Genomic DNA, 24,733 nt, shown 5'->3' on the forward strand with positions numbered 1-24,733 from the left:
CCACCTGCCCCGCGCGGCGGCACACAGGGCAACGCCAACCCGCCCCCTTCGGGGCGGAGTTGCCCTCAATCACCTACCCAAGCCCTCACTTCTTGCTGCGCCAGCTGTCCATCCAGCGTGACCAGCGGCTCCGCCGTTCGGCCAGATCCGCGCTCACGTGGTCCATCTGGTCCCCGGCGCGATCTGCCAGCGGATCGAGCGTGCGTTCGCGGAACTGCTGCCAGACCGCGCGCAGGAACAGAAAGGCCAGTATCAGAACGACAAAGAACCCGATGTTGAACCACGGGATGATCGTCACATCCGGCCCCGTCACCGGACGGATCGCAATCGCGTTGGGAAAGGCTGACAGGTATTCGTTGCGCCAGCCGTAGTGGGTCATCACCGCCCATTTGGGGGTTTCGCTGGTCGAGACGAGATCATCCGCCTCGGTCTGCAGGTTCGCCGTGTCGAACTTGAAATAGAACGGCCAGGACCAGCCGGTGTCCTCGTTGCGGTACACCATCACCTCGGTCGCATCGCGCGGGATGAAGCCCAGCAACCACGTCTTGCGCTTCACCGTCTGGATGAACTGCACGTCTCGGTTGATCAACTCCGCCGACTGGTCATCCGGCCGTGCCCAGAACACCCGCGTCCAGTCGTTGAGGTCCTGCCGCTCCTGATAGGTGTTCACCACCCGCACCACATCGTGCTGCGGCAAGGCATAGTGCAGCACCAGCCCGAACACGACGAACAGGACAATTCGGAAAACGCGGCGGATGTTACGCATGATGGCAGCTTTCAGTTGATGAGATAGATGATCGCGCCGGCCACAAGCGGTGGAATGACGAAGATCAACAGGATCAGTTTCTTGCGCAGCCCCTTGTCGTAGGCGGCCATGCCCTCTTCGATATAGGCCTCTCGCGTCTTGCCCTCAACCGGCTCTTCCTCCCACCAGTCTTCCAGCTTTTCGCGCCGGACCGACCGCGAATAGACCGAGACGACGGCATAAAGCACGATCAACCCCAGAAAGCCGAAAAACATCAACCGGATGAACATCGCCTCACCTCCTCACCGCGCCCCAGGGTCCAACGCGCGGCCCCACGCGCGTGGTCGGATCCTCCGCCCCCGGCTCCTCCATCGGGGCTTCGTGGCCGTACAGCGCCGCCCGGGCGCCGGCCTTGTCCACTTGATACTCGTTCGCCAGAAATTCCGCCACATAGTCCTTCTTGGCCTCGGGCCAGCCCGCATAGGCGCGGTAAAAGGCGGCCTTGTGGCAGATGAACAACTGCCGCACGTCGCGCGGCGTCAACTCGGCCAGCAGCATGTTCACCAGATCAGCGTCCTGGTGATCCTTCGCGCGCAGGGTATGGAAATAGGCCGGATGCTCACTGTCGATGCGCGGCCAGGGCCCGCCCTCCTCGGCCCAGCGCAGCAGCGCCGCCAGCCCGTGCCAGGCGTCGGGCAGCTTGTCGTGGTACTGCCGGGCCAGACGCCGCAGGTCGCGCCGGGTGGCTTGCGACAGATCGGCCCCAAGGCCCGCCGCCAGATCCGCCACGATGAAATCCATCTTCTGGCGCAGGATCGCGGCGCTGTCGATGCCCCGCGCCTCGACGATGGGCTCTACCAGATCGTTGGCGCTCAGAAACCGCGCGATGGCCGACCGATCCTGCGCGCCCAACACAGCCTCGACCGGCAGCTCGCCCAGCGCCGCCTTGTCGCCCATGGTGATCACCGCCGGATGCGGCACATCGCGGAACAGATACAGCCCCCCCAGATGGGCAGTCCAGAAATTGCGCTGCTCGAACCGCATCAGCTCCAGCGTCAGCGGATGCCGCGTGATGTCGCCGGTCTCCTTTGCCAGCGTGATCATGTCCGCGATCAGCACATCATCATGCCAGCCGTCACCCTCGTGCAGGAACCGGTCGATCTTCCCGGCCAGCTTGCCCGCCAGCGCCACCGCGCCGTCGGTCGTATCCGCCTCGACGGTGACCTGCCCCAGATCGAAGAGACGGGCGGGCGTGTCCAGCGCATAGACCGAGTTGACCAGCTCCCCGGCCACCGCATCCCGCGCGGTGAGCGCAAAAAGCTGCGGCTCGTTGGCTTCAATGAAACGCCGCAGAATGCTGCGACTGGTCGAGAACTGCGCCTCCAGCAGCGGCGCGGTCTTCTGCTCGGTCGTCAACAGGATGAACTTGCCGGTTCACCCCGTGATGGTTGAGATACAGCGGATCGCCCAGATCCTCCGCCACCTCGGGGGAAAAGCCCGAGATGTCGATGTGAAAATCCGTCAGTGCCGTGGATTGCCCGGTCAGCCGCAACAGCGCGCGGTTGTAGCGCTCCACCAACACCGGGCTGACCACGGGGATCAGGTTGCCGAACATCAATCCACGCGCGATCAGGCGTTTCATGCCAATCCCCCGATGCCGCGCGGCACAGCCACACCGGGGTCTGCGCAGAGCCCTTCAACGGAACGCCCCATCACCACACCTCCCGCACCCAGTTCTTCGGCACGCCCGCCAGACTGAGCACCATCAACGGCCCCCAAAGCAGCGCCGAAATCAGGCTAAGCCGCGCGAAGTGCAGCAGCACCGACAGCCCACCCGTGGCCCAAAGGTCGTCCAGCCGCACGCCGTTGAGCGCATAGATCACCGCGAAGAAGCCCGCCCCCGCCAATGCCATCACCAGCGTCGAGACCAGCGCCAGCCCCATCAGCCAGCGCACCCCTTCGGGCCACCACAGCGCCAGCACCCGTGGCACCGCCCAGCCCAGCGCGGCCAGACAGATCGCGGGCAACAGCAGGCCAGTGAAATTCGACGTGTCGCCCATCAGCTTTTGCTCTCCAGATAGCGCCGCTTGGCCGCCTCTTGCCGCTCATACTCGCGCACCATGGCCTCGATCGCCACCTCGTCCGACTTGTCGGCATAGCGGAATTCGCTGTCGGCGTAGCGGTTGATTTCCTGTATCACCATCTCCACCGTGATCGGCTGGCGCAGCTCCGCGATCATCGCCTTCTTGGTGTCGTAGTCCTTTTGCAAGAACAGCTCTGGCTGTTCCATCCAGTCGTCCGGCAGCTCAAAATCCATCGCCCGGACCTTCACCGCGTCGGTGATGTTCTTGATCGCGCGGCCCGTGAACCGCGGGTCTGCCTCCTGAATGCCTTTGAGGTAGGTGCCCAGCTTGGCAATCGTGTCCAACTCCCCGAGCCGGTCCGACACGCGGTCAAACACGTCTCGCAACCCCGCCTCATGCGGTCTGCCGTGGCTCTCGAAACTCGCCGCCACCGCGGCCTTGATCTCCTGCGCGGCGAAAACCTCGTGATCGCCCACCGGAATGTCGTGGTTCTTGCCCATCAACAGATAAAGGATGTCGACGTAGTCCTCGCGCGTTTGCGGCCCATCCACCAGAAACCGCGCCCCCGCCCGTTGGCGTAAAGCGTCGTCCACGTTCTCGGGGTAGTTCGAGAACATGCCAAACGTGCAATTGCCGCGCACCACAGTGTTGGCCCCCGCGAAACTCTCCATCAGCACGGCGGTGATTTCCAACTGCCCCGCGCTGGATTGCCGGTCCCCGCGTTTGCCCGCCAACTGGTCGATGTCGTCAATCGTGCCGAAGCCGATCACATTTGGGTCGATCACGTTGTTGATGAAGGCTTTCGCGTTCTGCCCCGACTTGCCCTGATAGCTGTCGATGTTGTCGGTGCTCAGGTTCTGATAGCGGAACGGATAGCCCGCGACCTTGCAATACTCCGAGATCAGCCCCGCCATCATCTGGATCAGCGTTGTCTTCCCCGTCCCCGGCGCGCCGTCGCCCATGAAGGTGAAGATGAACCCGCCAAGCTCCGCGAAGGGGTTCAGCTTGCGTTCGAAATCATAGGCCATGAGCATCTTGGCCAGCTTCATCGCCTGATATTTGGCGATGTGGTTGCCCACGACCTCATTGGGTTTCTTGAAGGTCATCGTCAGCGCGGTCGATTTGGCCGCCCGCGCCGGGGTAAAGCCGCGCAGGGTCAGCCCATCCGCCTTAACCCTCCAGCTTGCCCCCGTGAACGGCGCGAGCCGTCCGGCCGTGCTCGCCCGTGCCGCGACCTTCCCCATCAACTGCTCGGCGTAGGCCATGACCGTGGCGACCAGCTTTGCCTCACTGTCGGCGAAAAGCCCGAGGTCCTGATCCAGCTCCCACAGCGCCCCGTGCAGCGCCAACAGGCCGTTGTCAGTGAGGACCTCTTCGACCTCGCCCACTTCCACAACCTCCTCCCCCGCATGGGGTGCCAGCAGATACGCCGTGGCATTGCCGAAGACATGCAGCGAGACCAGCGCCTCCGCGGTGAGCCACTCGGAAAACTCCGCCCTTTTCCCCGCCGGTAGCGTGCCTTGCAGATTGGCGCGTTTCAGATCGTCCAGCCCGGTGCGCTCGGCGAATTGCTCGGCCACCGCCAGCGCAATCGCCAGCGCCCGGCGCAGGGCGTGGAACACCGTCGCCTGCGTGGGCGAGGTCAGGGCCTCACCGTCGTCCGCCCCTTCGATCCGCGCCCGCAACTGCACGCCCTCGGCGCGTACCGTGGACCGCGTGACCAGCCCCGGCGTTGTCGTGCGGAACCGCCGCCGGGTGCCGATCCCCGCCGACCGCTCGGGCACGGGCGCATCCTGCACCTTGGCGATCCGCGGCGTGTGATCGAAGCCGATCACCATGGCCGTCGCCGCGTCGTAATGCTTGGTGATATCCTCTTCGCGCAGCTCCATCGTGTCGCTGGATCGGCTCATGGGCGGCCCCCCTTCATCTGACCAGATAAACTCAAAATCCCGCCCTCACCGATAGCTCAACACCCGCCCGCGGGGTGAAACGACGAATTTGCGCACGTCGGAAAACCCCGCTGGACGCCGCTCTTCCAGCGCCTGATAGGGCCGCTGCGGCAGGATGATGCTGCGCTCGACCCGGCTGGCCCCGGTCTCGGCCCCGCGCCCGGCAAAGGGGTCCAGTGCGAAACGTTCGCGCTCGACCGTACCAAACCAGCCCGACCGTTCGCGCCGCGTGTCCTCCGACAGCAGTTCCTCCTCGGTCCACACCAGCGCCCAATCCTCGCCCACCGGCGCGCGGGCCAGATCCAGCACCTCGCGCAACGGCCCCGCCTGCCGGGTGAAGGCGTGGGAATACATCGGACCCACGTGAAAGCGGCGCAGGCGCTTGGGGTGCAGATCGTCGAAATCCTCGTCAAAGCCCTTGGCGATGGTCAGCAGCTTCAGTCCGGCCACGGATTGCGCCATCAGGTGCGCCTGCGCCTCGGGCCAGCGGCGGTCGTCTTTCGGCAGGCCGATGCGGCCCGTGTCCTCAAGCTCCAGCATGTAGATCGTGGGCAGGTTGATCTGGCTGTCATAGACCGCCCAATGCACCAGAAACCGCCGCCGTTTCTCGTCAACATTGCCCAGCCAGATCGCCTGCGGATCATTGCGCGCCCAGAACAGATCGCCCTTGGCCAACTCCTCGTAGTACAGCCGTTGCGACAGGGCGTATTGCAGCTTCGTTGGCACCTCATGCTCGTTCAGGATCACCCGCAGCATGTCCTGTTTGAGCGTCTCGGCGCTGCGCATCCCCGCCAGATGCCGCCCCGCCTGGGCTGCGTCATTGGCCATGGTCAACAGCTCGGAATAGACCGGAAAGCCGCTGTCCACCCGGTCGAAGGTCAGCTTGCCCGCATGGGCGAAGCGCCCGCTGAAATGATACTTATGGGCGAGCGCCCGGAAGGTGTAATTGAGCCCGACGATATAGCGGGTCATCACCTCGACATCGCGCTTGCTCAGCCGCCCCTCGACCTCAAGCGTGGCGGCAACCCGGCCCAGATGGCCGATGATGGTCTCGAACTTGCCGAAATAGCGCCGCGTGACGCGGGTGTCTTCAAGTTGGAAGTGGTCAAGCGCGGGGTCGGTCATGGTCTTCGCCCACCGAAATGCAGGCGCAACCTGTCCCTAGCTCCCGCCCGTGTCGCTTGCGGCGCGGGCAGCCCCCGACCGCCCCCTCGGGCGGGGGCTGCACCCCCACCCGCGGCCGGGGGGTGCCCTATGTTTCGTCTAGATTTCATAGCTTAGGGCTCCGCCCCTTTCGCGCTGAAACGCTCCACCGGAGCGTTTCCAAGACGCGCTCAAGCCCCATACTGGTTGCTGTCATGCTTCTCGACGATCTTGGCAAACCGGCGCATGAACCGCTCATCCGCCTTGGCCTTCTGCTCCAGCACCTCGCGGGCGAAGACCATGTGATCCTCATGCGCTTCCAGCATATCCGCCATCCGCGCATTGGTGGCCGAGCCGATCGCCGCCATGGCCGTCTGGGCTTCCTGATCCGTTTTCACGCCGATCTCGTTGATCCGGTGCGCCACGTCCTGCTGTTGCGCGGTCTTGAGCGATTTGGTCAAAGCGTCATACAAAACAACCCGCTGCTTGGTGTCCGTCTGCAGCTTGTTGATCAGCACCATCTGCGTCGCCGCCTGATTTTGCAGGCTGTCGATCCAGGTCTTGCCCTTCTCGATATACCGCTCAAGCGTCTGGCTCTTGGCCAGTTTCACTTGCTCTTGCTGCACCGCTTCATTGTAGCCCGCGTTCATCTGCGCCAGTTCGGTCTCGAGCTTGGTGCGCGCGGCGGCGTCCTGTTCTACGGCGATCTTGTTCTCCAGCGCGATGATCTTCGGGTCCATCGCCAGAATCTCCGCGCGGATCGCCTCAAGCTCGCCGACGACAGCCTCCCGCTCTTCCAGCGTCTCGGCGAGGTTGCTTTCGACCTTGCTTTTCTGCTCTTCAAGGATGGCGAACTGGTTGTCGAGGAGCGCGGTGATCGTGTCAGACTTGGAAATCAGGTCCTGCAGCTTGTCATCGACGCTTGCCGTGCGCATCCGCTCTTGCCGCATGGACTCCGACTTGCCCTTCGAGAAGAACCCGACAAAGGTTTCCCAGCCGGTCTTGTTGCGCATCTCGTCGAAGTCCTGCTGGAAGCCAGCGGTCACGTCGTCCAGCCCCATGATGAGTTCGGCGATATTGGCGTTCATCGCTTCGGTGTGGGCGTGGACATCTTCAAGCGTCGCGTTTTCGATATCGACCGAGATGTCGGTGCCCTCGGCCATTTTCTGGCGCGCGACCTCAATCCGGCTGGTCAGTTCGGAAATCTTCGATTGCGCCTCGGCAACTTCGGATTGGGATTTGCGGATCTGCGCGTCAAAATCGGCCATTCGGGTCCTCGCCTTAATCAATCTCTCGAAGGTATTAAGGCGAGGTTAGCGTCATTTTCGTGGCGCGAGTAGAAATTTTCGCACCCCGCAGCCGCAAGGGCGCGGTCAGCTGCCCGAGATCGTGCCCGACCCCAGCGGATCACGGGTCGCGACGACCTCTTCTTCTTCTTCGGCAGGCGCCGGTGCCGGTGCCGCATCCTCGCGCCCCGCCCGCTCTGCGCCATAGATCACGTCGGGATCAACGATATTGGGCGGCAGGACCACACCCCGGTTGGCCAGCTCCTCCCCCTCAAGCCGCACCGACTCCTCGTAAGAGCGGATGACGACGCGGGTGCCCATGGGAACCCGGGGATAAAGGTCGATGATGTCGTGGTTGAACAGCCGGATGCAGCCGGCCGAGCCGGAATTGCCGATCGAGGGCAGGTCATTGGTGCCATGGATGCGGAAGTGCGTGTCGCGTCCGTTCTGGAACAGATACAGCGCACGGGCCCCCAGCGGGCTGGCCAGCCCGCCTTCGACCCCGCGCCGGAACGGGCCGTAAACCTCGGGCTGGGTGCGCAGCATGTTCTGCGTCGGCGTCCAGCCGGGCCATTCGCGCTTCATCCGCACCACCGACGGCTGCCGCATCGACAGCCCCTGCCGCCCGACCGCGATGGGATAGCGCCGCGCCATGCCATCCTCTTCCACCAGATACAGCAGCTTGGCGTGAATATCGACGACGATGGTGCCCTCGGCCTCTGGCCCGTTGTAGGGCACAAAGGCGCGCCGGTTGACCCCTTGCAGGTATTCCGCCGGGATCGGCGGCAGAGTGTATTCGCCATCCTGAATCAGCCCATACCCCTCAACGATCTGGTCTGCGGGCACGCCGCCGATCAATTCGACCTCTTCCACCGGGGCCGCGCCACAGGCGACGAGCAGTCCAAGACCGAGCAGTGCCGCCCCGCCGCGCAGGAGTTTTGGGAATGAAACTGTCATGAAGGCCCTCTGAAATTCCGGATTCGCGCCGATTTAACAGCCTGAACGCCGACAAGACCAGCCCAGGGGACGTCTTTGCGCCCCGGCAATGGCATCGCGGTCACAATCCTCTGGCACTCGCGCGGCGTCGCGGCCATGCTGCGGCGCATGAGACTTGCAGGAAAAACCGCCATCGTCACCGGCGCGGGCTCCGGCTTCGGCGCGGGCATCGCCACGACATTCACCGCCGAAGGGGCCTCGGTTCTGGTGGCCGACATCAACGAAAGCGCCGCCCGCGACGTGGCGCAAAGGATCGGGGCCACGCCGTGGCAGGTCGATGTGGCCGATGCCGCCAGCATCCGGCGCATGGCCGACCAGATGCCCTACCCCGACATCATCGTGAACAACGCCGGCGTCACCCACCTGCCGCAACCGATGGAAGAGGTCGACGACGCCGACTTCGAGCGGATCTATCAGGTGAATATGAAATCGGTCTATCTGATCGCGCGGACCATTGTGCCGCAGATGAAGGCGCGCGGCTCGGGCGCGATCCTCAACATCGCCTCCACCGCCGGGGTCAGCCCGCGCCCGAATCTCAGCTGGTACAACGCTTCCAAGGGCTGGCTGATCACGGCGACCAAGGCGATGGCGGTGGAGCTCGCCCCCCACGGCATCCGCGTCAACGCACTCAACCCCGTTGCCGGGGAAACGCCGCTGCTAAAGTCGTTCATGGGGGAGGATACGCCGGAGGTGCGTGCCAAATTCCTCTCGACCATCCCCATCGGGCGCTTCTCCACCCCGGAAGACATGGGCCAGGCCGCGGCCTTCCTGTGCTCGGACGCGGCGAGCATGATCACCGGTGTCGCCATGGAAGTGGACGGCGGCCGCTGCATCTGACCCCCACGGTCAGGCCAGCAGCGTCTGCATCAAGGCGCTGTCGGGCCGCTCCAACCCTTCGATCACGTCGAAATGGTGGCGCGCCGGTTCCACCACATGCCCGCAGCCCCAAGCCTTGGCCAGCGCTTGTGCCTGCTGCAAGAACGCAGGCCGCTCCGCGCCGCCCACCCAGACCGTCACCGGCACCTCTTGCGGGACGTGATGCACCGGGCTTTCCGCCCGCGCCTCCTCCGCGTCGATCCCCAAGGTGTCGTTCATCGAGGTCGCGCGCAGCGGCTCAAGATCGGACAGGGGCGAGATCGGGACGATCCGCGCCAGCCGCACCGACCACTCCGCCATCATGTCCACACAGGCCATCCGCGCAGCCAGATGCCCGCCCGCCGAATGCCCCGCAAGGTAGATCGGCCCCGCCGTGCAGCGCACAATCGCCTCCAGCGCCATCGCAACCTCGTGCACGATGTCCCCGATCCGCGCCCCGGGCGCCAGCGTATAGCCGGGCATGGCGCAAGCATAGCCCGCCCCCAGCGCCCCCGTGGCAAGGTGCGAGAACATCCCCGGCGCGCCCGCCATCCAGTAGCCCCCATGCAGAAAGACCACCGTGCCCTTGGCCAGCCGCTCGGGGTGGAAGATGTCATAGGTCTGCCGCGCGTCGGGCCCGTAAGGCACGTTCAGCTCTTTCAGGCGGTGATGGTCGCGGAACACCTGCGCGGTCGCCTCCCACCGGGCAAGGTAAGTCTCACCGTTCGGGATGTGCTTGCTGTTGGCATAGGCGTCGTCGGCCTGCTCTCTGGTCATGCGTCCCCCATGGACAATTGCGTGCTTCGGAATAATTGTGGCGGGACCACACATTCCCTTTCGGAGGCCACAATGCTCGATTCCACGACCGACCTCAAATCCATGCTCACCCGTGCGGATCTGCTCTGCGAACAGGCCTTCCTTGGCGGCGCTTGGGTCGATGCCAAATCCGGCAAGACCTTCGACGTGGTCAACCCCGCCCGCGGCGACGTGATCGCCAAGGTCGCCGACCTGAGCCGCGAAGAAATCGCCGACGCCATCGACGCCGCCGAACAGGCCCGCCACGACTGGGCCTCCCGCACCGGCAAGGACCGCGCGGGCGTCCTGCGCAAGTGGTTCGACCTGATGATGGAGAATCAGGAAGACCTCGCCATGATCATGACCGCCGAACAGGGCAAGCCGATGACGGAATCGCGCGGCGAAGTGGCTTACGGCGCGTCCTTCGTGGAATGGTTCGCGGAAGAGGCCAAGCGCATCTACGGTGAGACGATCCCCGGCCACCAGCCGAACCTGCGCCTGACCGTGATCAAGCAGCCCATCGGCGTCGCCGCCGGCATCACGCCGTGGAATTTCCCCAACGCGATGATCGCCCGCAAGGTCGCCCCCGCGCTGGCGGCGGGCTGTTCTTTCGTGATCCGCCCCCCCTCGCTCACCCCGCTGTCGGCGCTTGCGATGGCGAAACTCGCCGAAGAAGCGGGCGTGCCGGCGGGGCTGTTCTCGGTCGTCACCACCACGTCCAGCTCGGAAGCGGGCAAGGAATTCTGCGAAAACCCCCTTGTGCGCAAACTGACCTTCACAGGCTCCACCGAAGTCGGCCGCATTCTGCTCAAGCAAGCCGCCGATCAGGTGATGAAATGCTCCATGGAGCTGGGCGGCAACGCGCCCTTCATCGTCTTCGACGACGCCGATCTGGACGAGGCCGTGAAAGGCGCCATCGCCTGCAAATTCCGCAACAACGGCCAGACCTGCGTCTGCGCCAACCGCATCTATGTGCAAGCCGGCGTCTATGACGCATTTGCCGAGAAGCTGAAAAAGGCGGTTGAGGATCTGCACGTCGGTGACGGCCTGAAAGACGGTACGGACCTTGGCCCGCTGATCGAGCCCAGCGCCATCGACAAGGTGAAAGAGCACCTGAAAGACGCGGTCGACAAGGGCGCCACCGTCCTCACCGGAGGGGAGGAGCACCCCCTCAAAGGCCAGTTCTTCAAACCCACCATTGTCACCGGCGCCACGCAAGAGATGCAGGTCGCCACGGATGAAACCTTCGGCCCCTTCGCGCCCCTGTTCAAGTTCGAGGATGAGGATGACGTGATCGCCATGGCCAACGACACGATCTTCGGCCTTGCCTCCTACTTCTACGCCAAGGACCTCTCGCGCGTGGTCAAGGTGCAAGAGGCACTGGAATACGGCATCGTCGGCGTCAACACGGGGATTATCTCCACCGAAGTGGCCCCCTTCGGCGGCGTTAAGCAGTCCGGTCTGGGCCGTGAGGGTAGCCGTCACGGGATCGAGGACTACATGGAGCTGAAATACATCTGCACCGCAGTCTAGAAACGGCGTTTCATGTTCACAGATTTCCTGCCCCTCGATCTTGTGTTGCGGGGGCTTCTTTTGTCCCTCGTGGCGCTCATCTGGGTGATCACCGTGGTCCGCATCGTCGGGCTGCGGGCCTTCTCCAAGATGACCCCGTTCGACTTCATCTCGACCGTGGCCTGCGGCTCGATGCTTGCCGCGGCGGTGCAATCCACCACATGGACCAGCTACGTGCAGGCGATCTTCGGCATCGCCGGTCTGCTCGCCGCGCAGGTCGCCTTTGCGGTGCTGCGCCAGCACTCCGATGCTGCCACCGACGTGATGCACAACACGCCGGTGATCCTGATGCGCAACGGTGTGATCAACGAAAAGGCGCTCCGCCTCACCCGCACCGCGCGCACCGACCTGATCGCCAAACTGCGAGAGGCGAACGCGCTGGAGATCGACCGCGTGCAGGCCGTGGTGCTGGAAACCACCGGCGACATTGCGGTGCTGCACGGCGACCATTTCGACGAACGCCTGCTTGAGGGCGTCAAGACCATCGACTAGCCGTTGCGCGCCCACCGCGCGGCCCGTTCAGCCCATAGCAACCGCTCCGCTTTAGTGTCGCACATGGTTAACCCGCGCGGGGCCTTTCCACCCCCGTGCGCCATGGACATCTGTGGCAACCGGCCTCTCAGACCACCCCCGCGCGCTCGCGCAGATCGGGTGCAGAGGCAGGTCGCAGCGCATCAGACCTTGGGGGCCCTGCGCCCCCACGGCCCGCCCTTCACCCAAGATACCTTGCACAAACCCCGACAAGACTGCCCGCCCGTCAGCGCCCACCGCTGCCTCGGGCCACAATCGCGTCGCTTGCATTGAACCAAAGCCCGCTTTCGCGCGTTGACCCGCCACATTCCCCGCAAAGAGGTCCCGATGTCACGCACCAGCCGCTCAGAAACCGTCCGCGTCCATGTCGAGGAACAGGACGGACTGATCCGCCTGCTCGCCTGGGCCAGCATCCTCGGCTGCGTGATCTTCGCCGCCGCCGTGATCCTTGCCGACATCCTCGTGCCGAACAATTCGATGATCGCCGACACGATCAGCGATCTGGGCGCGGGCAAATACGAATATATCGTGGACACCGGCCTTTACATGTTCTCCGCCGGCCTGCTGTCGATGGCCGTCCTTGCGGCCCATGTGCATCTGGGCGACTGGAAATGGAGCAGTGCCATCGTCGCGCTCATCGTCTTCGGCCTGCTGGTCTTCCTCATCGGCGCGCGCAACGAATACGGCGATGCGGACAGCGACGGCTGGGTGATCCACCGTTACCTCGTCTATGGGCTTGGCATCTGCATGCCCGTGGTCTGTTTCGGCATGGCCGAGGGCGCGGGGCGCGCCGGGGCGGGCTACAGGCTCAGCCTGCGGATCACCGGCACGCTGTGGCTCCTCGCCGCGCCGATCTTCTTCTTCCTGCCCACGGATGTGGACGGCCTTTACGAGCGTGGCTTGGGCCTGCTGTCCTTCGCGATGATCCTCACCCTCGCCCGGCTGTTCCTCAAACGCGTCCACCACCGCCGCACCTGACCGCACAGCGCCTTGCGCCCCCCAGCGGGATCGGCCACAAGACCCCATGGCATGGGTCAAGATCATACACCTTCTGTGCGTCATGGGCTGGATGACATCGATCTTCGCCGTCCCCCGCGCGCTGATCTACTGGAAGCGCGACCACGCGGCGACCGGCACCTTCGGCCCCATCGGCGATCTGACCTTCCGCCTCTACCGCTTCTCGGCAGGCCTCATGGTGATCGCCCTGCTCACCGGCCTCTGGCTCGCCGCAAGCTGGAGCTTTCCGCCTTGGGTCTGGGTGAAACTCGCCCTCGTCGCTCTGCTCGCCGGGCACTACATGCTCACCGGCGCCATGGTCCGGCGTGCCAAACGGGGCGAATTTCGCGAAAGCGACACCTACCTGCGCATTTTCAATGAAGTGAGCGTGATCGGCGTCATCGCCATCCTCTGGGTCGTCGTCGTCAAACCCTTCTAGTCAAGCGCCAACGCCCCCTGCTTCTCTGGTTCAAAAATACCTGAAACCCCAAAGCCCGCCGCAAGCGCCCCGCGCCCCGCATCGCCTCACCGGATCCAATCCAGCCCGTCCTCGGTCCGCACCGCGGGCCGGTATTCCCCGCTCACCCAGCCTCGATACCCCTCCGCATCCAGCCGCGCGAAAAACGCCGGATAATCGAAATCGCCGCCCGCAGGCTCGTGCCGGTCCGGCACCCCGCCCACCTGCACATGCGCCACCCGGTGCTTTACCCGCTCCCAGGTGCCTGTCACATCGCCGGTGATCTGCGCCGCGTGATAGGCGTCGAACTGCAACAACAGGTTCGGCGCATCCACCGCGTCGAGCACCTCCAGCGCCAGATCGAAATCGTTAAGAAAATACCCTGGCATATCGCCCGCGTTGATCGGCTCAATCGTCAGCTTTTGCTTCGGCGCCTGCGCGGCCGCCCAGCGCAGATTGTCGATGAAACACGCTTGCGCTGCCGCCCCTTCAGCCACGCCCGCCATGATGTGTACGAACTCCGCCCCCAGCGCGCCCGCGTAACGCAAGCTGCGCCGGAACGCCTGCTGGAACCGCGCCGCCTCCCCCGGCACGGCGGCAAACCCCCGCGGCCCGTCGGGGTCCGCGTAATTCGGCGGCGGGCAGTTGATCAGCGCCAAAGGCAGCTTCGCCCGCGCCAGTGCCGTGCCCAACGCCGCGGCATTCTCGTCATAGGGAAACAGGATCTCCACCGCGTCGAACCCGGCCTCTGCGGCGGCGCGGGGCCGCTCGAGCAACGGATATTCGGTGAACAGCATCGACAGGTTGGCGCAGAACCGTGGCACTAGGTCGGAAGCTCCGCCGCCGGAATGATCGGGAAGAACTCGCCCAGTGAGCGGAGCCCGAACCAGTCTTCGCCTGCGTGCTCCGCCGTCTCGCCGATCTCGACCAGCCGGTAGAACGACTTGCGGTCGATCAGCGCCTCGAGGTTGCGGCGGATCAGAACATAGGGCGACGGCTCTCCGGTGTCCGGATCCCGCTCCACGCGGATCGGATGATCGGGGCCCGCCACAGCCTCGTCCCCGACATTGGTGACAAACCGCAAACCGTCTCCGTCGCGCTCGAAATCCACAGCCACAAAGGGCGCGTCATCCACGGTGATCCCGACCTTTTCGACCGGCGTCACCAGAAAATAATCGTCCCCCTCCCGCTTGAGGATCGTCGAGAACAGCCGCACCAGCTCGGGCCGCCCAATGGGCGTGCCCAGATAGAACCACGTCCCGTCCCGCGCGATCCGCATGTCCAGATCACCGCAGAACTCGGGGTTCCATTTGTCCACCGGCGGCAATCCGCGCCCGCGGCTGGCCGCCTTGGCCGCCGATGCGAGGCTTTCCGCCGAGACGCCGCCGCCGTCCTCACTTTGGTTTGTTTTTGCCATTGGGCTTCCCCGGGATATCTGTTCTTCTGTTGCAGGTATATATGACCCTAAAGGATCGGATTTCCATGACCAGCCCTGATCAGACCCCGCGCCCCTCCGACGATCACCTCGTGGCCGAGATCGAAGCTCTGGGCGGCAAACTGGCACAGGCGCGCGCGTCGATTGCCCGTCGGTTCATCGGGCAGGACGACGTGGTGGACCTGACGCTGGCGGCGCTGCTCTGCGGCGGTCACGCGCTGCTGATCGGCCTGCCCGGTCTGGGCAAGACGCGGCTGGTCGACACGCTCTCCACGGTCATGGGGCTGGACGGCAACCGCATCCAGTTCACGCCCGACCTGATGCCCGCCGACATTCTCGGCTCCGAGGTGCTGGAAACCGCCGCCGACGGCACGCGCGATTTCCGCTTCATCGAAGGGCCGGTGTTCTGTCAGCTTCTGATGGCGGACGAGATCAACCGCGCCAGCCCGCGCACCCAGTCCGCCCTGCTGCAAGCCATGCAGGAAAAAGAGGTGACCATCGCCGGCGCGCACCGCCCCCTCGGCGTGCCGTTCCACGTGCTGGCCACCCAGAACCCCATCGAACAGGAAGGCACCTACCCCCTGCCCGAAGCCCAGCTTGACCGGTTCCTCGTGCAGATTGACGTGCCCTACCCTGACCGCGACACCGAGCGTGACATCCTCATCGCGACCACCGGCGTGGCCGAGGATGAGGCCGGGGCGATCTTCACCGCGCAAGAGCTTCTGGCCGCGCAGACGCTGCTGCGCCGCATGCCCGTGGGCGACGCCATCGTCGAGATGATCCTCGATCTTGTGCGCGCCTGCCGTCCGGACGATGACACAGCCCCCGAGGCGGTGCGCGATGCGGTCAGCTGGGGCCCCGGCCCGCGCGCGGCGCAGGCCCTGATGCTTACGGTGCGGGCCGAAGCGCTGCTGCGCGGCCGCCTCGTGCCCTCGGCCGAAGACGTGCGCCGCATGGCCGCGCCGGTGCTGTCGCACCGCATGGCGCTCAGCTTCGCCGCCCGCGCCCGGGGCGTCCGCCTCGCGGATGTCATCGATACGGTCGCCACCCGGATCACCTCGGTGACCGCCGCGGCATGACCGACACGCCCCTGTCCCTCAGGTCCGGCGCCGAAACCCTCGCGGCGCCCTTCCCGCCGCTTCTGGCCGAGGCGGAACACCTTGCCGCGACGGTGCTGGTGGGCGACCACGGGCGGCGCCGCGCCGGGGTTGGCGACACCTTCTGGCAATACCGCCCGGCGCAGAACCACGACGGCCTGCGCGCCATCGACTGGCGCCGCTCGGCGCGGTCGGATGCGCAGTTCATTCAGGAAAAGGAATGGCAGATCGCGCAAAGCGTGCAGCTTTGGGTCGATGGTGCGGCATCCATGTCCTTTGCGTCCACCAAAGATATTCCCACCAAGGCCGAGCGGGCGCGCAGGCTGGCGCTGGCCGCGGCGATCCTGCTGCTGCGCGGTGGCGAACGGGTCGGGCTGGCGGGCGATACGCTGCCGCCGCGCCGGGGCGAGGCTCAGCTCACACAGCTCGCCACGCTGCTTTCGCAAGACACCGACAGCGATTTCGGCACGCCCGAGGCCTCGGGACTGCTGCGCCACTCCCGCGCGCTGTTCATCTCCGACTTTCTGGGCGACATAGAGACCACCGAAGCCGCCTTGACCCGCGCCGCCGACCGCGACGTGCGCGGCGCGCTGGTGCAGGTGCTTGACCCCGCGGAAGAGGCGTTCCCCTACGACGGACGCACCATCTTCGAGAGCATGTCGGGCAGCGTCACCCATGAGACGTTGAAGGCCCGCGACCTGCGCGACCGCTATCTTGAGCGCCTCGCCGAGCGCAAGGACCGCCTTGCCACCCTAGCCCGCGCCACCGGATGGCAGGTCCACACCCATCACACCGATGCGCCGGCCTCCGCCGCCCTGCTCTGGATCTATGCGGCCCTGGAGCGCCGCCCATGACCCGCCCCCGCCCGCATCATCTTTGCTTTACAAATATCCCGGGGGAGTCGCGCCCGCGCGACGGGGGCTGGCCCCCCTTTGGCGGCATCGATGGTCAAAGCCTCGCTTTCAAGCCGGGCGATCAGGGCAGCGCCGGCACGCCGGGGGGGCGGCAACGCCGCCCCGGAGGGGCGGGACGGCGTTGCCCGGCGTGCCGCCGGGCAGACCGACATGACCGCATCCCCCACCCGAGGCGCCCATGCTGACGCTCGGCCCCCTGGGTTTCACCGCCCCCTGGCTGCTGCTCGGCCTTCTGGTGCTGCCGATCCTCTGGCTGCTGCTGCGCGCCGTGCCGCCCGCGCCCACCCGCCGCCGTTTCCCCGGCGTCGCGCTGCTGCTGGGGCTGACCGACAGCGACAGCCAGACTGACCGCACGCCGTGGTGGCTGCTGCTGTTGCGCCTGCTGGCCGTGGCCGCGATCATCACCGCCTTCGCCGGCCCCGTTCTGAACCCGCAAAAACAGACCGCCGGCACCGGTCCGCTGCTGATTCTGGCCGATGGCACCTGGGCCGACGCGGGCGACTGGGCGCGGCGCATCGACCGGATGGACGCGGCGCTGGCCGATGCGGCCCGCGACGGGCGCACGGCTGCGCTCGTCACGCTCACCGATCTGCCGCCCGAGCCGCCGGTGTTTCAGGATGCGCAGGCGGTGCGGCAACGCCTCGCCTCGCTCACGCCTGCGCCCTACGCGCCCGACGCCGAAGCCCTTGCCGCTTGGGCTGCGCAGCTGGACGGCGACTTCGACACCTTCTGGCTGTCCGACGGGCTGGCCCGCGACAGCCGGGCGGACCTACTCGCAGCTCTTGAAAGGCACGGCACCGTCACCGCCTTCGAAAGCCCGCAACCGGTGCGCGCCCTGCGGCCCGCCACCTTTGAGGACGGCGCAGTCTCTGTCACCGTGCTGCGCTCGGCCCCCGGCCGCGCCACGCAGACCGCCGTCACCGCCATCGGCCTTGACCCTGCGGGGGTGGAACGCCGCCTTGCCAGCGCCCCCGCCGCCTTCGACGCCGAGGCCACAAGCGCCACCGCGACTTTCGATCTGCCGCCCGAGTTGCGCAACCGCGTCACCCGGTTCGAGATCGCGGGCCTGCGGTCGGCGGGGGCGGTCAGCCTCACCGACGACGGGCTGAAACGGCGCGAGGTGGCGCTGCTGGCCGGTGCGACCCCGCGCGAAGCGCTCGATCTGCTCTCGCCGCTGCACTACCTGCGGCAAGCGCTGTCCCCCACGGCGGACCTGATCGACGGCCCGCTTGCGGACGTGCTGCTGGCCAACCCCGACGTAATCATTCTTTCCGATGTGGCAACGCTGACCGACATCGAGGCCGAGGCCATGCTCGACTGGGTCGAGGCGGGCGGCCTGCTGGTGCGCTTCGCCGGACCGCGGCTTGCGGCCTCGGACGTCAGCCGCAGCGACGAAGACCCGCTGATGCCCGTGCGTCTGCGCGTGGGTGGGCGCTCCATCGGCGGGGCCATGTCCTGGGGCGAACCCAAGGCGCTGGCCCCCTTCGCCGACACCTCGCCCTTTGCAGGCCTGCCAATCCCCGAGGACGTGACCGTCTCGGCGCAGGTCATGGCGCAGCCGGACCCGACGCTGGCGTCGCGGGTGATCGCGCAACTGGCCGACGGCACGCCGCTGGTGACGCGCAAAAGCGCGGGCGACGGGGCGGTCGTGCTGTTCCACGTCACCGCCAACGCCGAATGGTCCACCCTGCCGCTGTCGGGCCTGTTCGTGCAGATGCTCGAACGGCTCGCAGTCTCGACCCGGCCCAGCGCGCCCGACGCGGACGAGCTTACCGGCACCACATGGCAGATCGAAGAGGTGCTGGACGCCTTCGGCACGCTGGACCGCGCCGACACGCTGCCCGGTGTGGCGGGCGAGGACCTCGCCTCTGCCCGCCCCTCGGCCACTCTGCCGCCGGGGCTTTATGCTGGTGAGGATCGCCGAATTGCTCTGAACGTCACCGACCGCGACACCGAGCTTGCCGCCGCCGTCTGGCCCGCGCGGATCACCGTCGAAGGGCTCGATGTGCAGCGCGAGACGCTGTTGAAAGGCTGGCTGCTGGCGGCAGCGCTGGTGCTGCTGACGCTCGACATCCTCGCCTCGCTGGCGCTTTCGGGCCGGTTGCGCGGGCCGCGGGCGGGGTCCGGGGCGGCGGCGGGCGTCCTCCTCACCCTCGCGCTGGGGATGACGCCGGGGGATGCGCAGGCGCAGGACGACACCTTCGCCATCACCGCCACCTCGGACGTCGTGCTGGCCTATGTCATCACCGGCGACACCCGCGTGGACGAGATATCGGACGCGGGGCTTTACGGGCTGTCCAACATCCTGTTCCAACGTACCTCGATCGAGCCATCCTTCCCCGTGGGGATCGACATCGAAACCGACGATCTGGCGCTGTTTCCCTTCCTCTATTGGCCGATCACCGCCGACCAGCAGCTTCCCACGCGGGAAGCCTACGGCAAGCTGAACCGCTATCTGCGCACCGGCGGCATGATCCTGTTCGACACCCGCGACGCGGACCTTGCGCGCTTCGGCTCGGCCAGCCCCGAGGGGCGCAAGCTGCAGGCCATCGCCCGCGGGCTGGACATTCCACCGCTTGAGCCGATCCCGGAAGATCACGTGCTCACCCGCACCTTCTATCTGTTGCAGGATTTCCCCGGCCGTCACCCGGGCCGCGATGTCTGGGTCGAGGCTGCACCCGCCGGGGCCGAGCGGGCCGAGGGCATGCCGTTCCGCGACCTCAACGACGGGGTGACGCCAGTGGTGATCGGCGGCAACGATTGGGCGGCGGCCTGGGCCACGGACCAGTTGGGCAACCCGCTGGTGCCCGTGGGCCGCGGTCAGGCCGGACAGCGCCAGCGCGAGATCGCGTTGCGGTTCGGGGTGAACCTGATCATGCATGTGCTGACCGGAAATTATAAATCCGATCAAGTGCATGTGCCCGCATTGCTGGACCGTTTGGGGCAATGAATATGGGGGATCGACTTGACGCAATGTGCGCCTCCGGCGGGAGTTTTCCCGGTCAGATGAAACAGGGGCGGTGGCGATGATCGGACAGGTTATTCTTGATCCGCTGGTGCCGTGGATGGTGCTTTACGGACTGGCGGCGCTGGCCTTGGTCGGGCTGGTCGTGGCGGTCTGGCGGCGGTTGTCGGGCTGGGCGCTGCGGGCGCTGGCGGCGCTGGTGATCCTCGGCGCCATGGCCAACCCGTCGCTGCAGCGGGATGAGCGCGACCGGTTGTCGGATATCGTGATCGCCGTGGTCGATGAAAGCGCCAGCCAGCGTCTGTCGGATCGTGGCGCGCAATCGGCGGCGGCGCTGGAGCATCTGCGGGCCGAGGTCGCCGCGCGCCCGGATACGGAGCTGCGCGAGGTGATGTTGGGCGACGGTGCGGACAACGCCGGAACCGAACTGATGACCGCCCTGTCGGGGGCGCTGGCCGAAGAGCCGCAGGCGCGGATCGCGGGTATGGTGCTGATCACCGACGGGCGCGTCCATGACATGAGCGCCGCCCCCGCCCGCCTGCCCGCGCCGCTGCACGTCCTGCTCAGCGGCCGCGACGGCGATTGGGACCGCCGGCTGGTGGTCAAGAACGCCCCCGCTTTCGCCATTCTGGGTGAGCCGGTGTCCCTGACCCTGCGGATCGAGGATCAGGGCGCCGCCCCCGAGACGCGCTTCGTCGATCTGGGCATCGCCATCGACGGCGGCCCGCCGCTGGCGTTCCAGATGCCGGTGAACCGGGATGTGGAGCTGCCCATCGACCTGCCCCACGGCGGGCTGAACGTGTTGCAGTTCAGCACGCCTGCGCAAGTAGGCGAATTGACCGACCGCAACAACGACGCGGTGATCCAGATCAACGGGGTGCGCGACCGGCTGCGGGTGCTTCTGGTCAGCGGCGAACCCCACGCAGGTGAGCGCACATGGCGCAATCTGCTCAAGTCCGACCGGGCGGTGGACCTGGTCCACTTCACAATCCTGCGCCCGCCGGAAAAGCAGGACGGGGTGCCGGTGAACGAATTGTCGCTCATCGCTTTCCCCACGCGCGAGCTGTTTTTGGAGAAGGTGGACGAGTTCGATTTGATCATCTTCGACCGCTACAAACGGCGCGGCATTCTGCCGTCGCTCTATCTTGAAAGCGTGGCGGATTATGTGCGCGCGGGCGGGGCTGTGCTGGTCTCGGCCGGGCCGGATTATGCCAGCGCCGACAGTCTCTATCGCTCGCCCCTCGGGGCGGTCCTGCCCGGCGCGCCCACCGCGCGGGTCTATGAGGAAGGGTTCACGCCGCAGATCACCGAGCTGGGCCAGCGGCATCCGGTGACCGAAGGGTTGGACCAGGTCAGCGGACGCACTGTGGACGAGGACGGCGAAGGCCCCGGCTGGGGCCGCTGGTTGCGCCAGATCGACGTGGAGCCCTCGGCTGGCTCCGATGTCGTCATGTCCGGGATCGACGCCCAGCCACTGCTGATGCTCGAGAGGGTGGACGAGGGGCGCGTGGCGCTGCTGGCCTCGGACCATGCCTGGCTTTGGGATCGCGGGTTCGAGGGGGGCGGCCCGCAGCTCGAACTGCTGCGCCGGCTGGCCCACTGGATGATGAAAGAACCGGAGCTTGAGGAAGAGACGCTGACGGTCGAGCCCACTGGCCTGACCATGCGCATCCTGCGTCGCACCTTGCAAGACAGCGTCGGCGCGGTGACGATCACCCACCCGGACGGGACCGAAAGCAGCGTCACGCTGGACGAGGTGGCACCGGGGCGGCACGCCTTGACCTGGGAGGCACCGGAGGTCGGCCTCTACCGGTTGCGCGAAGGCGAGGTCGAGACGGTGATCGCCCTTGGCCCCGCCGCCCCGCGCGAGTTCGAGCAGACCATTGCCACCGGCGAGACTTTGGACGCTGTGGTGGCGCAAACCAATGGCGCCGTGGTGCGGATCGAAGAGGGTCTGCCAAGTCTGCGCGCGGTGCGGGCGGGCCGCCCCGCCGCCGGGCGCGGCTGGATCGGCCTCACCCCGCGCGACGCCTATCGCACGGTGGACGTGCGCGTTCTGCCACTGCTGCCCGAATGGCTCGCGCTGCTGCTGGCGGGTGCGCTGGTGATCGGGGCGTGGTTGTTCGAGGGCCGCCGCTCCCCCCGCTTGCGCGATGCGGGCGCGACCCGGGGTCGATAGACTTCGCGCGGCAGAGGTTCTATTGCTGTCGCAAGCTGAGGGAGGCGCAACATGGAGATGCCGGAACCGGATACCACGGTGCTGTCGCGCAAGGCGCAGATCGTGGCCCGTCTGCAGTCGGTGCTGCCCACGGGCGCGGTGATCCATACGCCCGCCGAGGTGCGCGCCTATGAGTGTGACGCGCTCACCGCTTACCGGTGCCCGCCGCTCTGTGCGGTGCTTCCGGCCTCCACCGATGAGGTCGCGGCGGTGCTGAAAATCTGTCACGAGTTGGGCGTGCCGGTGGTGCCGCGCGGAGCGGGCACCTCGCTTGCGGGCGGGTCGCTGCCCACGGCGGATTGCGTGATCTTGGGCACCGCGCGGCTGACGGCGGTGATCGAAACAAACTACGCCGACCGCTACATTCGCGTCGGCGCCGGGCGCACCAACCTGAGCGTCACCGGCGCGGTTGAGGCGGCGGGGTATTTCTACGCCCCCGATCCGTCGAGCCAGCTGGCCTGTGCCATCGCGGGCAACATCGCGATGAACTCCGGCGGGGCGCATTGCCTGAAATACGGGGTGACGACGAACAACCTTCTGGGCGTCACGATGGTGCTGATGGATGGCACCGTGACCGAGATCGGCGGCGCGCATCTGGACGCGGGCGGGCTGGACCTTCTGGGGGTGATCTGTGGCTCCGAAGGGCAGTTGGGCGTGGTGACCGAAGCCACCCTGCGCATCCTGCACAAGCCCGAAGGCGCGCGCCCGGTGCTCATGGGGTTCAACGACAACGCCGTGGCCGGGGCCTGCGTGGCTGACATCATCAAGGCGGGGGTTCTGCCCGTGGCGATCGAGTTCATGGACCGGCTGTGCATCGAGACGACGGACCGGTTTTCCGGCGCGGGCTATCCCGATTGCGAGGCTTTGCTCATCGTCGAGGTCGAAGGCTCACCAGCCGAGATCGACGCGCAGCTTGCGCTGATCCTCGATATTGCCCGGCGGCACGATCCGGTCGAGCTGCGCGAGGCCCGGACCGAGGCAGAGGCCGCGCGCATCTGGCTGGGGCGCAAGTCCGCCTTCGGGGCTTTGGGGCAAATTGCCGATTACATGTGTCTGGACGGCACGATCCCCGTATCGTCGCTGCCGATGGTGCTGCGCCGGATCGGCGAGCTGTCCGAGCACTACGGGTTGCAGGTGGGCAACGTCTTCCACGCGGGCGACGGCAACATGCACCCGCTGATCTGCTACGACGCGAACAAACCCGGCGATCTGGACCGGTGCGAGGCGATGGGCGCGGACATCCTCAAGCTCTGCGTCGATGCGGGGGGCTGCCTGACCGGAGAACATGGGGTCGGCGTCGAGAAGCGCGATCTGATGCTGCATCAATATGCGCCTGAAGATCTGGAGGCACAGATGGCGGTGAAGGACGTTTTCGACCCGGCCTGGCTGCTGAACCCGGCGAAAGTGTTTCCGCTGGCCTGCAGCGCCGGGCGCCGGATGGCGGCAGAGTGAGGCGGGCGGCGCATGGTCGCAAGCGCCGCAGGGGGCCAGCCCCCGTCGCGCAGGCGCGACTCCCCCGGGATATTTATGAAGCAAAGATGAGCGGATGAGACCCGAGAGCGAAACAGATCTGGCCGAGGTTATCCGGGCCGCGCCGGGGCCGTTGCGGATCACCGGCGGCGGCACCCGTCCGATCGGCGCGCCGGTCGAGGGGGCTGTGCTGGAGACGGGCGGCCTCAGCGGCATCACGCTTTATGAACCCGCCGCCCTGACGCTGGTGGTGCGCGCGGGCACGCCGCTGGCCGAGATCGAGGCCGCCTTGGCCGAGCAAAATCAACGACTGGCGTTCGAGCCGATGGATCATCGCAAGCTGTTGGGCACCCGCGGCGCGCCCACCATCGGCGGCGTTGTCGCGGGCAATGTCAGCGGGCCACGGCGCATCTGGGTCGGGGCCTGCCGGGATCACATGCTGGGGGTGCGTTTCGTGGACGGCAACGGCACGATCCTCAAGAACGGCGGGCGGGTGATGAAGAACGTTACCGGCTACGATCTGGTGAAACTGATGACCGGTGCCTACGGGACGTTGGGGGTGCTGACCGAGGTTTCGTTCAAGGTTTTGCCGCGCCCGGAGACCTGCGCGACGCTGGTGCTGCGCGGGCTGGACCCGACGCGTGCGGTGGCGGCAATGGCGGCAGCACTCGGCTCGCCCTACGAGGTGACGGGCGCGGCAACGCAGGTCAGCGGCGCGGTCTGCCTGCGCCTTGAAGGGTTCGCAGACTCGGTCGCCTACCGTGTGGATGCTTTGCAGCGCGTGCTGGCGGACTTCGGCGCTGCGGAGGTTTTGGATGCGGCGGCTTCGGCGGCGCTCTGGACCGAGCTGCAGGATGTGGTGGCGCTGGCGTCGCACGACACTGTCCTGCGGGTCTCGGTGAAACCTTCGGACGGACCGGGGGTGCAGGCGGTCGTGGAGGCCGCACGCACGGACGGTGCGGCGGTGCAGACCGACTGGGGCGGCGGCTTGCTCTGGATCGGCACGTCGGCCCCGGACAGGGATTGCGTTGGGCTGATTGATGATCTGCGCGCCCATTGCGCCAGCGTCGGTGGCCATGTGACGGTGATCAAAGCGTCCGCTCATCTGCGCCGCGCGGTGCCGGTGTTCCAGCCCGAACCGGCCACGCTGGCGACGCTTTCGTCGGGTCTGCGCGCACGCTTCGATCCGCGCGGTATCCTGAACCCCGGCCTGATGGGGGCCTGA

Annotated in this window: 21 protein-coding genes and 1 pseudogene; 11 read left to right on the top strand and 11 right to left on the bottom strand. The window is 66.5% G+C overall.

Going from position 1 to position 24,733, the window contains the following annotated elements; translation table 11 throughout:
* Window positions 1–85: 85 nt before the first annotated feature.
* From DC363_RS02605 to DC363_RS02640, 8 genes and pseudogenes are all read right to left on the bottom strand, one after another.
* Window positions 86–766, bottom strand: a complete 681-nt coding sequence (locus DC363_RS02605; protein WP_108639586.1) for a DUF1523 family protein — start codon at window positions 764–766, stop codon at window positions 86–88.
* Window positions 767–777: 11 nt separating this feature from the next.
* Window positions 778–1,035 (bottom strand): hypothetical protein, encoded by a 258-nt coding sequence (locus DC363_RS02610; protein WP_108639587.1) that lies wholly within the window; start codon window positions 1,033–1,035, stop codon window positions 778–780.
* A gap of 4 nt (window positions 1,036–1,039) precedes the next feature.
* Window positions 1,040–2,387 (bottom strand): annotated as a pseudogene (locus tag DC363_RS02615) (DUF6638 family protein).
* A 70-nt stretch (window positions 2,388–2,457) separates the two neighbouring features.
* Window positions 2,458–2,805: a hypothetical protein gene (locus DC363_RS02620; RefSeq protein WP_108639588.1), complete on the bottom strand. Its 348-nt coding sequence runs from the start codon at window positions 2,803–2,805 to the stop codon at window positions 2,458–2,460.
* The gene (locus DC363_RS02625; protein ID WP_108639589.1) at window positions 2,805–4,739 is read right to left on the bottom strand and encodes an AAA family ATPase; all 1,935 of its coding nucleotides are present in this window, start codon (window positions 4,737–4,739) and stop codon (window positions 2,805–2,807) included. The genes DC363_RS02620 and DC363_RS02625 overlap by 1 nt, the downstream gene beginning before the upstream one ends.
* 45 nt (window positions 4,740–4,784) lie before the next feature.
* The gene (locus DC363_RS02630) at window positions 4,785–5,903 is read right to left on the bottom strand and encodes a hypothetical protein (protein WP_108639590.1); all 1,119 of its coding nucleotides are present in this window, start codon (window positions 5,901–5,903) and stop codon (window positions 4,785–4,787) included.
* A 209-nt stretch (window positions 5,904–6,112) separates the two neighbouring features.
* Window positions 6,113–7,189 carry a coiled-coil domain-containing protein gene (locus DC363_RS02635; protein WP_108639591.1) on the bottom strand — a complete coding sequence of 359 codons (1,077 nt, stop codon included), beginning with the start codon at window positions 7,187–7,189 and terminating at the stop codon, window positions 6,113–6,115.
* 105 nt (window positions 7,190–7,294) lie between these two features.
* Window positions 7,295–8,164 carry a L,D-transpeptidase gene (locus DC363_RS02640; RefSeq protein WP_108639592.1) on the bottom strand — a complete coding sequence of 290 codons (870 nt, stop codon included), beginning with the start codon at window positions 8,162–8,164 and terminating at the stop codon, window positions 7,295–7,297.
* Between the two features lie 147 nt (window positions 8,165–8,311).
* Between DC363_RS02640 and DC363_RS02645 the strand changes: the two genes are divergently transcribed.
* A complete protein-coding gene (locus DC363_RS02645; protein ID WP_108639933.1) occupies window positions 8,312–9,040 on the top strand; it encodes a glucose 1-dehydrogenase in 729 nt (242 codons plus the stop codon).
* 9 nt (window positions 9,041–9,049) lie between these two features.
* On the opposite strand, the gene DC363_RS02650 is transcribed toward DC363_RS02645, so the two are convergent.
* Window positions 9,050–9,835: an alpha/beta hydrolase gene (locus tag DC363_RS02650; RefSeq protein WP_108639593.1), complete on the bottom strand. Its 786-nt coding sequence runs from the start codon at window positions 9,833–9,835 to the stop codon at window positions 9,050–9,052.
* A 72-nt stretch (window positions 9,836–9,907) separates the two neighbouring features.
* On the opposite strand from DC363_RS02650, the gene DC363_RS02655 reads away from it, so the two are divergent.
* The 4 genes from DC363_RS02655 (at window position 9,908) to DC363_RS02670 (ending at window position 13,391) form a co-directional block, all read left to right on the top strand.
* A complete protein-coding gene (locus DC363_RS02655; RefSeq protein ID WP_108639594.1) occupies window positions 9,908–11,386 on the top strand; it encodes an NAD-dependent succinate-semialdehyde dehydrogenase in 1,479 nt (492 codons plus the stop codon).
* A gap of 12 nt (window positions 11,387–11,398) precedes the next feature.
* Window positions 11,399–11,917, top strand: a complete 519-nt coding sequence (locus DC363_RS02660; RefSeq protein WP_108639595.1) for a DUF421 domain-containing protein — start codon at window positions 11,399–11,401, stop codon at window positions 11,915–11,917.
* Between the two features lie 366 nt (window positions 11,918–12,283).
* On the top strand, window positions 12,284–12,934 hold the full coding sequence (locus tag DC363_RS02665; protein ID WP_108639596.1) for a DUF998 domain-containing protein: 651 nt from the start codon (window positions 12,284–12,286) through the stop codon (window positions 12,932–12,934).
* 46 nt (window positions 12,935–12,980) lie between these two features.
* Entirely contained in the window at window positions 12,981–13,391 is a 411-nt protein-coding gene (locus DC363_RS02670; protein WP_108639597.1) for a CopD family protein, read from the top strand.
* Window positions 13,392–13,477: 86 nt separating this feature from the next.
* Here DC363_RS02670 and DC363_RS02675 read toward each other — a convergent pair whose 3' ends face one another.
* Both DC363_RS02675 and DC363_RS02680 read right to left on the bottom strand, forming a co-directional pair.
* Window positions 13,478–14,233: a hydroxypyruvate isomerase family protein gene (locus DC363_RS02675; protein ID WP_108639598.1), complete on the bottom strand. Its 756-nt coding sequence runs from the start codon at window positions 14,231–14,233 to the stop codon at window positions 13,478–13,480.
* Window positions 14,233–14,826, bottom strand: coding sequence for a DUF1285 domain-containing protein (locus tag DC363_RS02680; protein ID WP_108639599.1), 594 nt, complete (start codon window positions 14,824–14,826; stop codon window positions 14,233–14,235). The genes DC363_RS02675 and DC363_RS02680 overlap by 1 nt, the downstream gene beginning before the upstream one ends.
* A gap of 65 nt (window positions 14,827–14,891) precedes the next feature.
* Here DC363_RS02680 and DC363_RS02685 point away from each other — a divergent pair, with 65 nt between their 5' ends.
* The 6 genes from DC363_RS02685 to DC363_RS02710 all read left to right on the top strand — a co-directional run bounded on the left by DC363_RS02685 (window position 14,892) and on the right by DC363_RS02710 (window position 24,733).
* Entirely contained in the window at window positions 14,892–15,923 is a 1,032-nt protein-coding gene (locus DC363_RS02685; RefSeq protein ID WP_108639600.1) for an AAA family ATPase, read from the top strand.
* Entirely contained in the window at window positions 15,920–16,795 is an 876-nt protein-coding gene (locus tag DC363_RS02690) for a DUF58 domain-containing protein (protein ID WP_108639601.1), read from the top strand. Before DC363_RS02685 ends, DC363_RS02690 begins: the two co-directional genes overlap by 4 nt.
* Window positions 16,796–17,033: 238 nt before the next feature.
* On the top strand, window positions 17,034–19,805 hold the full coding sequence (locus DC363_RS02695) for a DUF4159 domain-containing protein (RefSeq protein WP_108639602.1): 2,772 nt from the start codon (window positions 17,034–17,036) through the stop codon (window positions 19,803–19,805).
* Window positions 19,806–19,881: 76 nt separating this feature from the next.
* Window positions 19,882–21,999, top strand: a complete 2,118-nt coding sequence (locus DC363_RS02700) for a hypothetical protein (protein ID WP_108639603.1) — start codon at window positions 19,882–19,884, stop codon at window positions 21,997–21,999.
* Between the two features lie 51 nt (window positions 22,000–22,050).
* Window positions 22,051–23,490, top strand: a complete 1,440-nt coding sequence (locus tag DC363_RS02705; RefSeq protein ID WP_108639604.1) for an FAD-linked oxidase C-terminal domain-containing protein — start codon at window positions 22,051–22,053, stop codon at window positions 23,488–23,490.
* Window positions 23,491–23,584: 94 nt separating this feature from the next.
* On the top strand, window positions 23,585–24,733 hold the full coding sequence (locus tag DC363_RS02710) for an FAD-binding protein (RefSeq protein ID WP_108639605.1): 1,149 nt from the start codon (window positions 23,585–23,587) through the stop codon (window positions 24,731–24,733).

This window comes from Thalassorhabdomicrobium marinisediminis (genome assembly GCF_003072065.1).
Classification (GTDB): domain Bacteria; phylum Pseudomonadota; class Alphaproteobacteria; order Rhodobacterales; family Rhodobacteraceae; genus Octadecabacter; species Octadecabacter marinisediminis.

Bases quoted from the DNA above. Each gene is read 5' to 3' on its own strand.
- DC363_RS02695 (WP_108639602.1), top strand. From the start codon at position 17,034: ATGCTGACGCTCGGCCCCCTGGGTTTCACCGCCCCCTGGCTGCTGCTC.
- DC363_RS02690 (WP_108639601.1), top strand. From the start codon at position 15,920: ATGACCGACACGCCCCTGTCCCTCAGGTCCGGCGCCGAAACCCTCGCG.
- DC363_RS02620 (WP_108639588.1), bottom strand. From the start codon at position 2,805: ATGGGCGACACGTCGAATTTCACTGGCCTGCTGTTGCCCGCGATCTGT.
- DC363_RS02705 (WP_108639604.1), top strand. From the start codon at position 22,051: ATGGAGATGCCGGAACCGGATACCACGGTGCTGTCGCGCAAGGCGCAG.
- DC363_RS02625 (WP_108639589.1), bottom strand. From the start codon at position 4,739: ATGAGCCGATCCAGCGACACGATGGAGCTGCGCGAAGAGGATATCACC.
- DC363_RS02665 (WP_108639596.1), top strand. From the start codon at position 12,284: ATGTCACGCACCAGCCGCTCAGAAACCGTCCGCGTCCATGTCGAGGAA.
- DC363_RS02640 (WP_108639592.1), bottom strand. From the start codon at position 8,164: ATGACAGTTTCATTCCCAAAACTCCTGCGCGGCGGGGCGGCACTGCTC.
- DC363_RS02710 (WP_108639605.1), top strand. From the start codon at position 23,585: ATGAGACCCGAGAGCGAAACAGATCTGGCCGAGGTTATCCGGGCCGCG.
- DC363_RS02700 (WP_108639603.1), top strand. From the start codon at position 19,882: ATGATCGGACAGGTTATTCTTGATCCGCTGGTGCCGTGGATGGTGCTT.
- DC363_RS02650 (WP_108639593.1), bottom strand. From the start codon at position 9,835: ATGACCAGAGAGCAGGCCGACGACGCCTATGCCAACAGCAAGCACATC.
- DC363_RS02660 (WP_108639595.1), top strand. From the start codon at position 11,399: ATGTTCACAGATTTCCTGCCCCTCGATCTTGTGTTGCGGGGGCTTCTT.
- DC363_RS02605 (WP_108639586.1), bottom strand. From the start codon at position 766: ATGCGTAACATCCGCCGCGTTTTCCGAATTGTCCTGTTCGTCGTGTTC.
- DC363_RS02610 (WP_108639587.1), bottom strand. From the start codon at position 1,035: ATGTTCATCCGGTTGATGTTTTTCGGCTTTCTGGGGTTGATCGTGCTT.
- DC363_RS02680 (WP_108639599.1), bottom strand. From the start codon at position 14,826: ATGGCAAAAACAAACCAAAGTGAGGACGGCGGCGGCGTCTCGGCGGAA.
- DC363_RS02670 (WP_108639597.1), top strand. From the start codon at position 12,981: ATGGCATGGGTCAAGATCATACACCTTCTGTGCGTCATGGGCTGGATG.
- DC363_RS02655 (WP_108639594.1), top strand. From the start codon at position 9,908: ATGCTCGATTCCACGACCGACCTCAAATCCATGCTCACCCGTGCGGAT.
- DC363_RS02630 (WP_108639590.1), bottom strand. From the start codon at position 5,903: ATGACCGACCCCGCGCTTGACCACTTCCAACTTGAAGACACCCGCGTC.
- DC363_RS02685 (WP_108639600.1), top strand. From the start codon at position 14,892: ATGACCAGCCCTGATCAGACCCCGCGCCCCTCCGACGATCACCTCGTG.
- DC363_RS02635 (WP_108639591.1), bottom strand. From the start codon at position 7,189: ATGGCCGATTTTGACGCGCAGATCCGCAAATCCCAATCCGAAGTTGCC.
- DC363_RS02645 (WP_108639933.1), top strand. From the start codon at position 8,312: ATGAGACTTGCAGGAAAAACCGCCATCGTCACCGGCGCGGGCTCCGGC.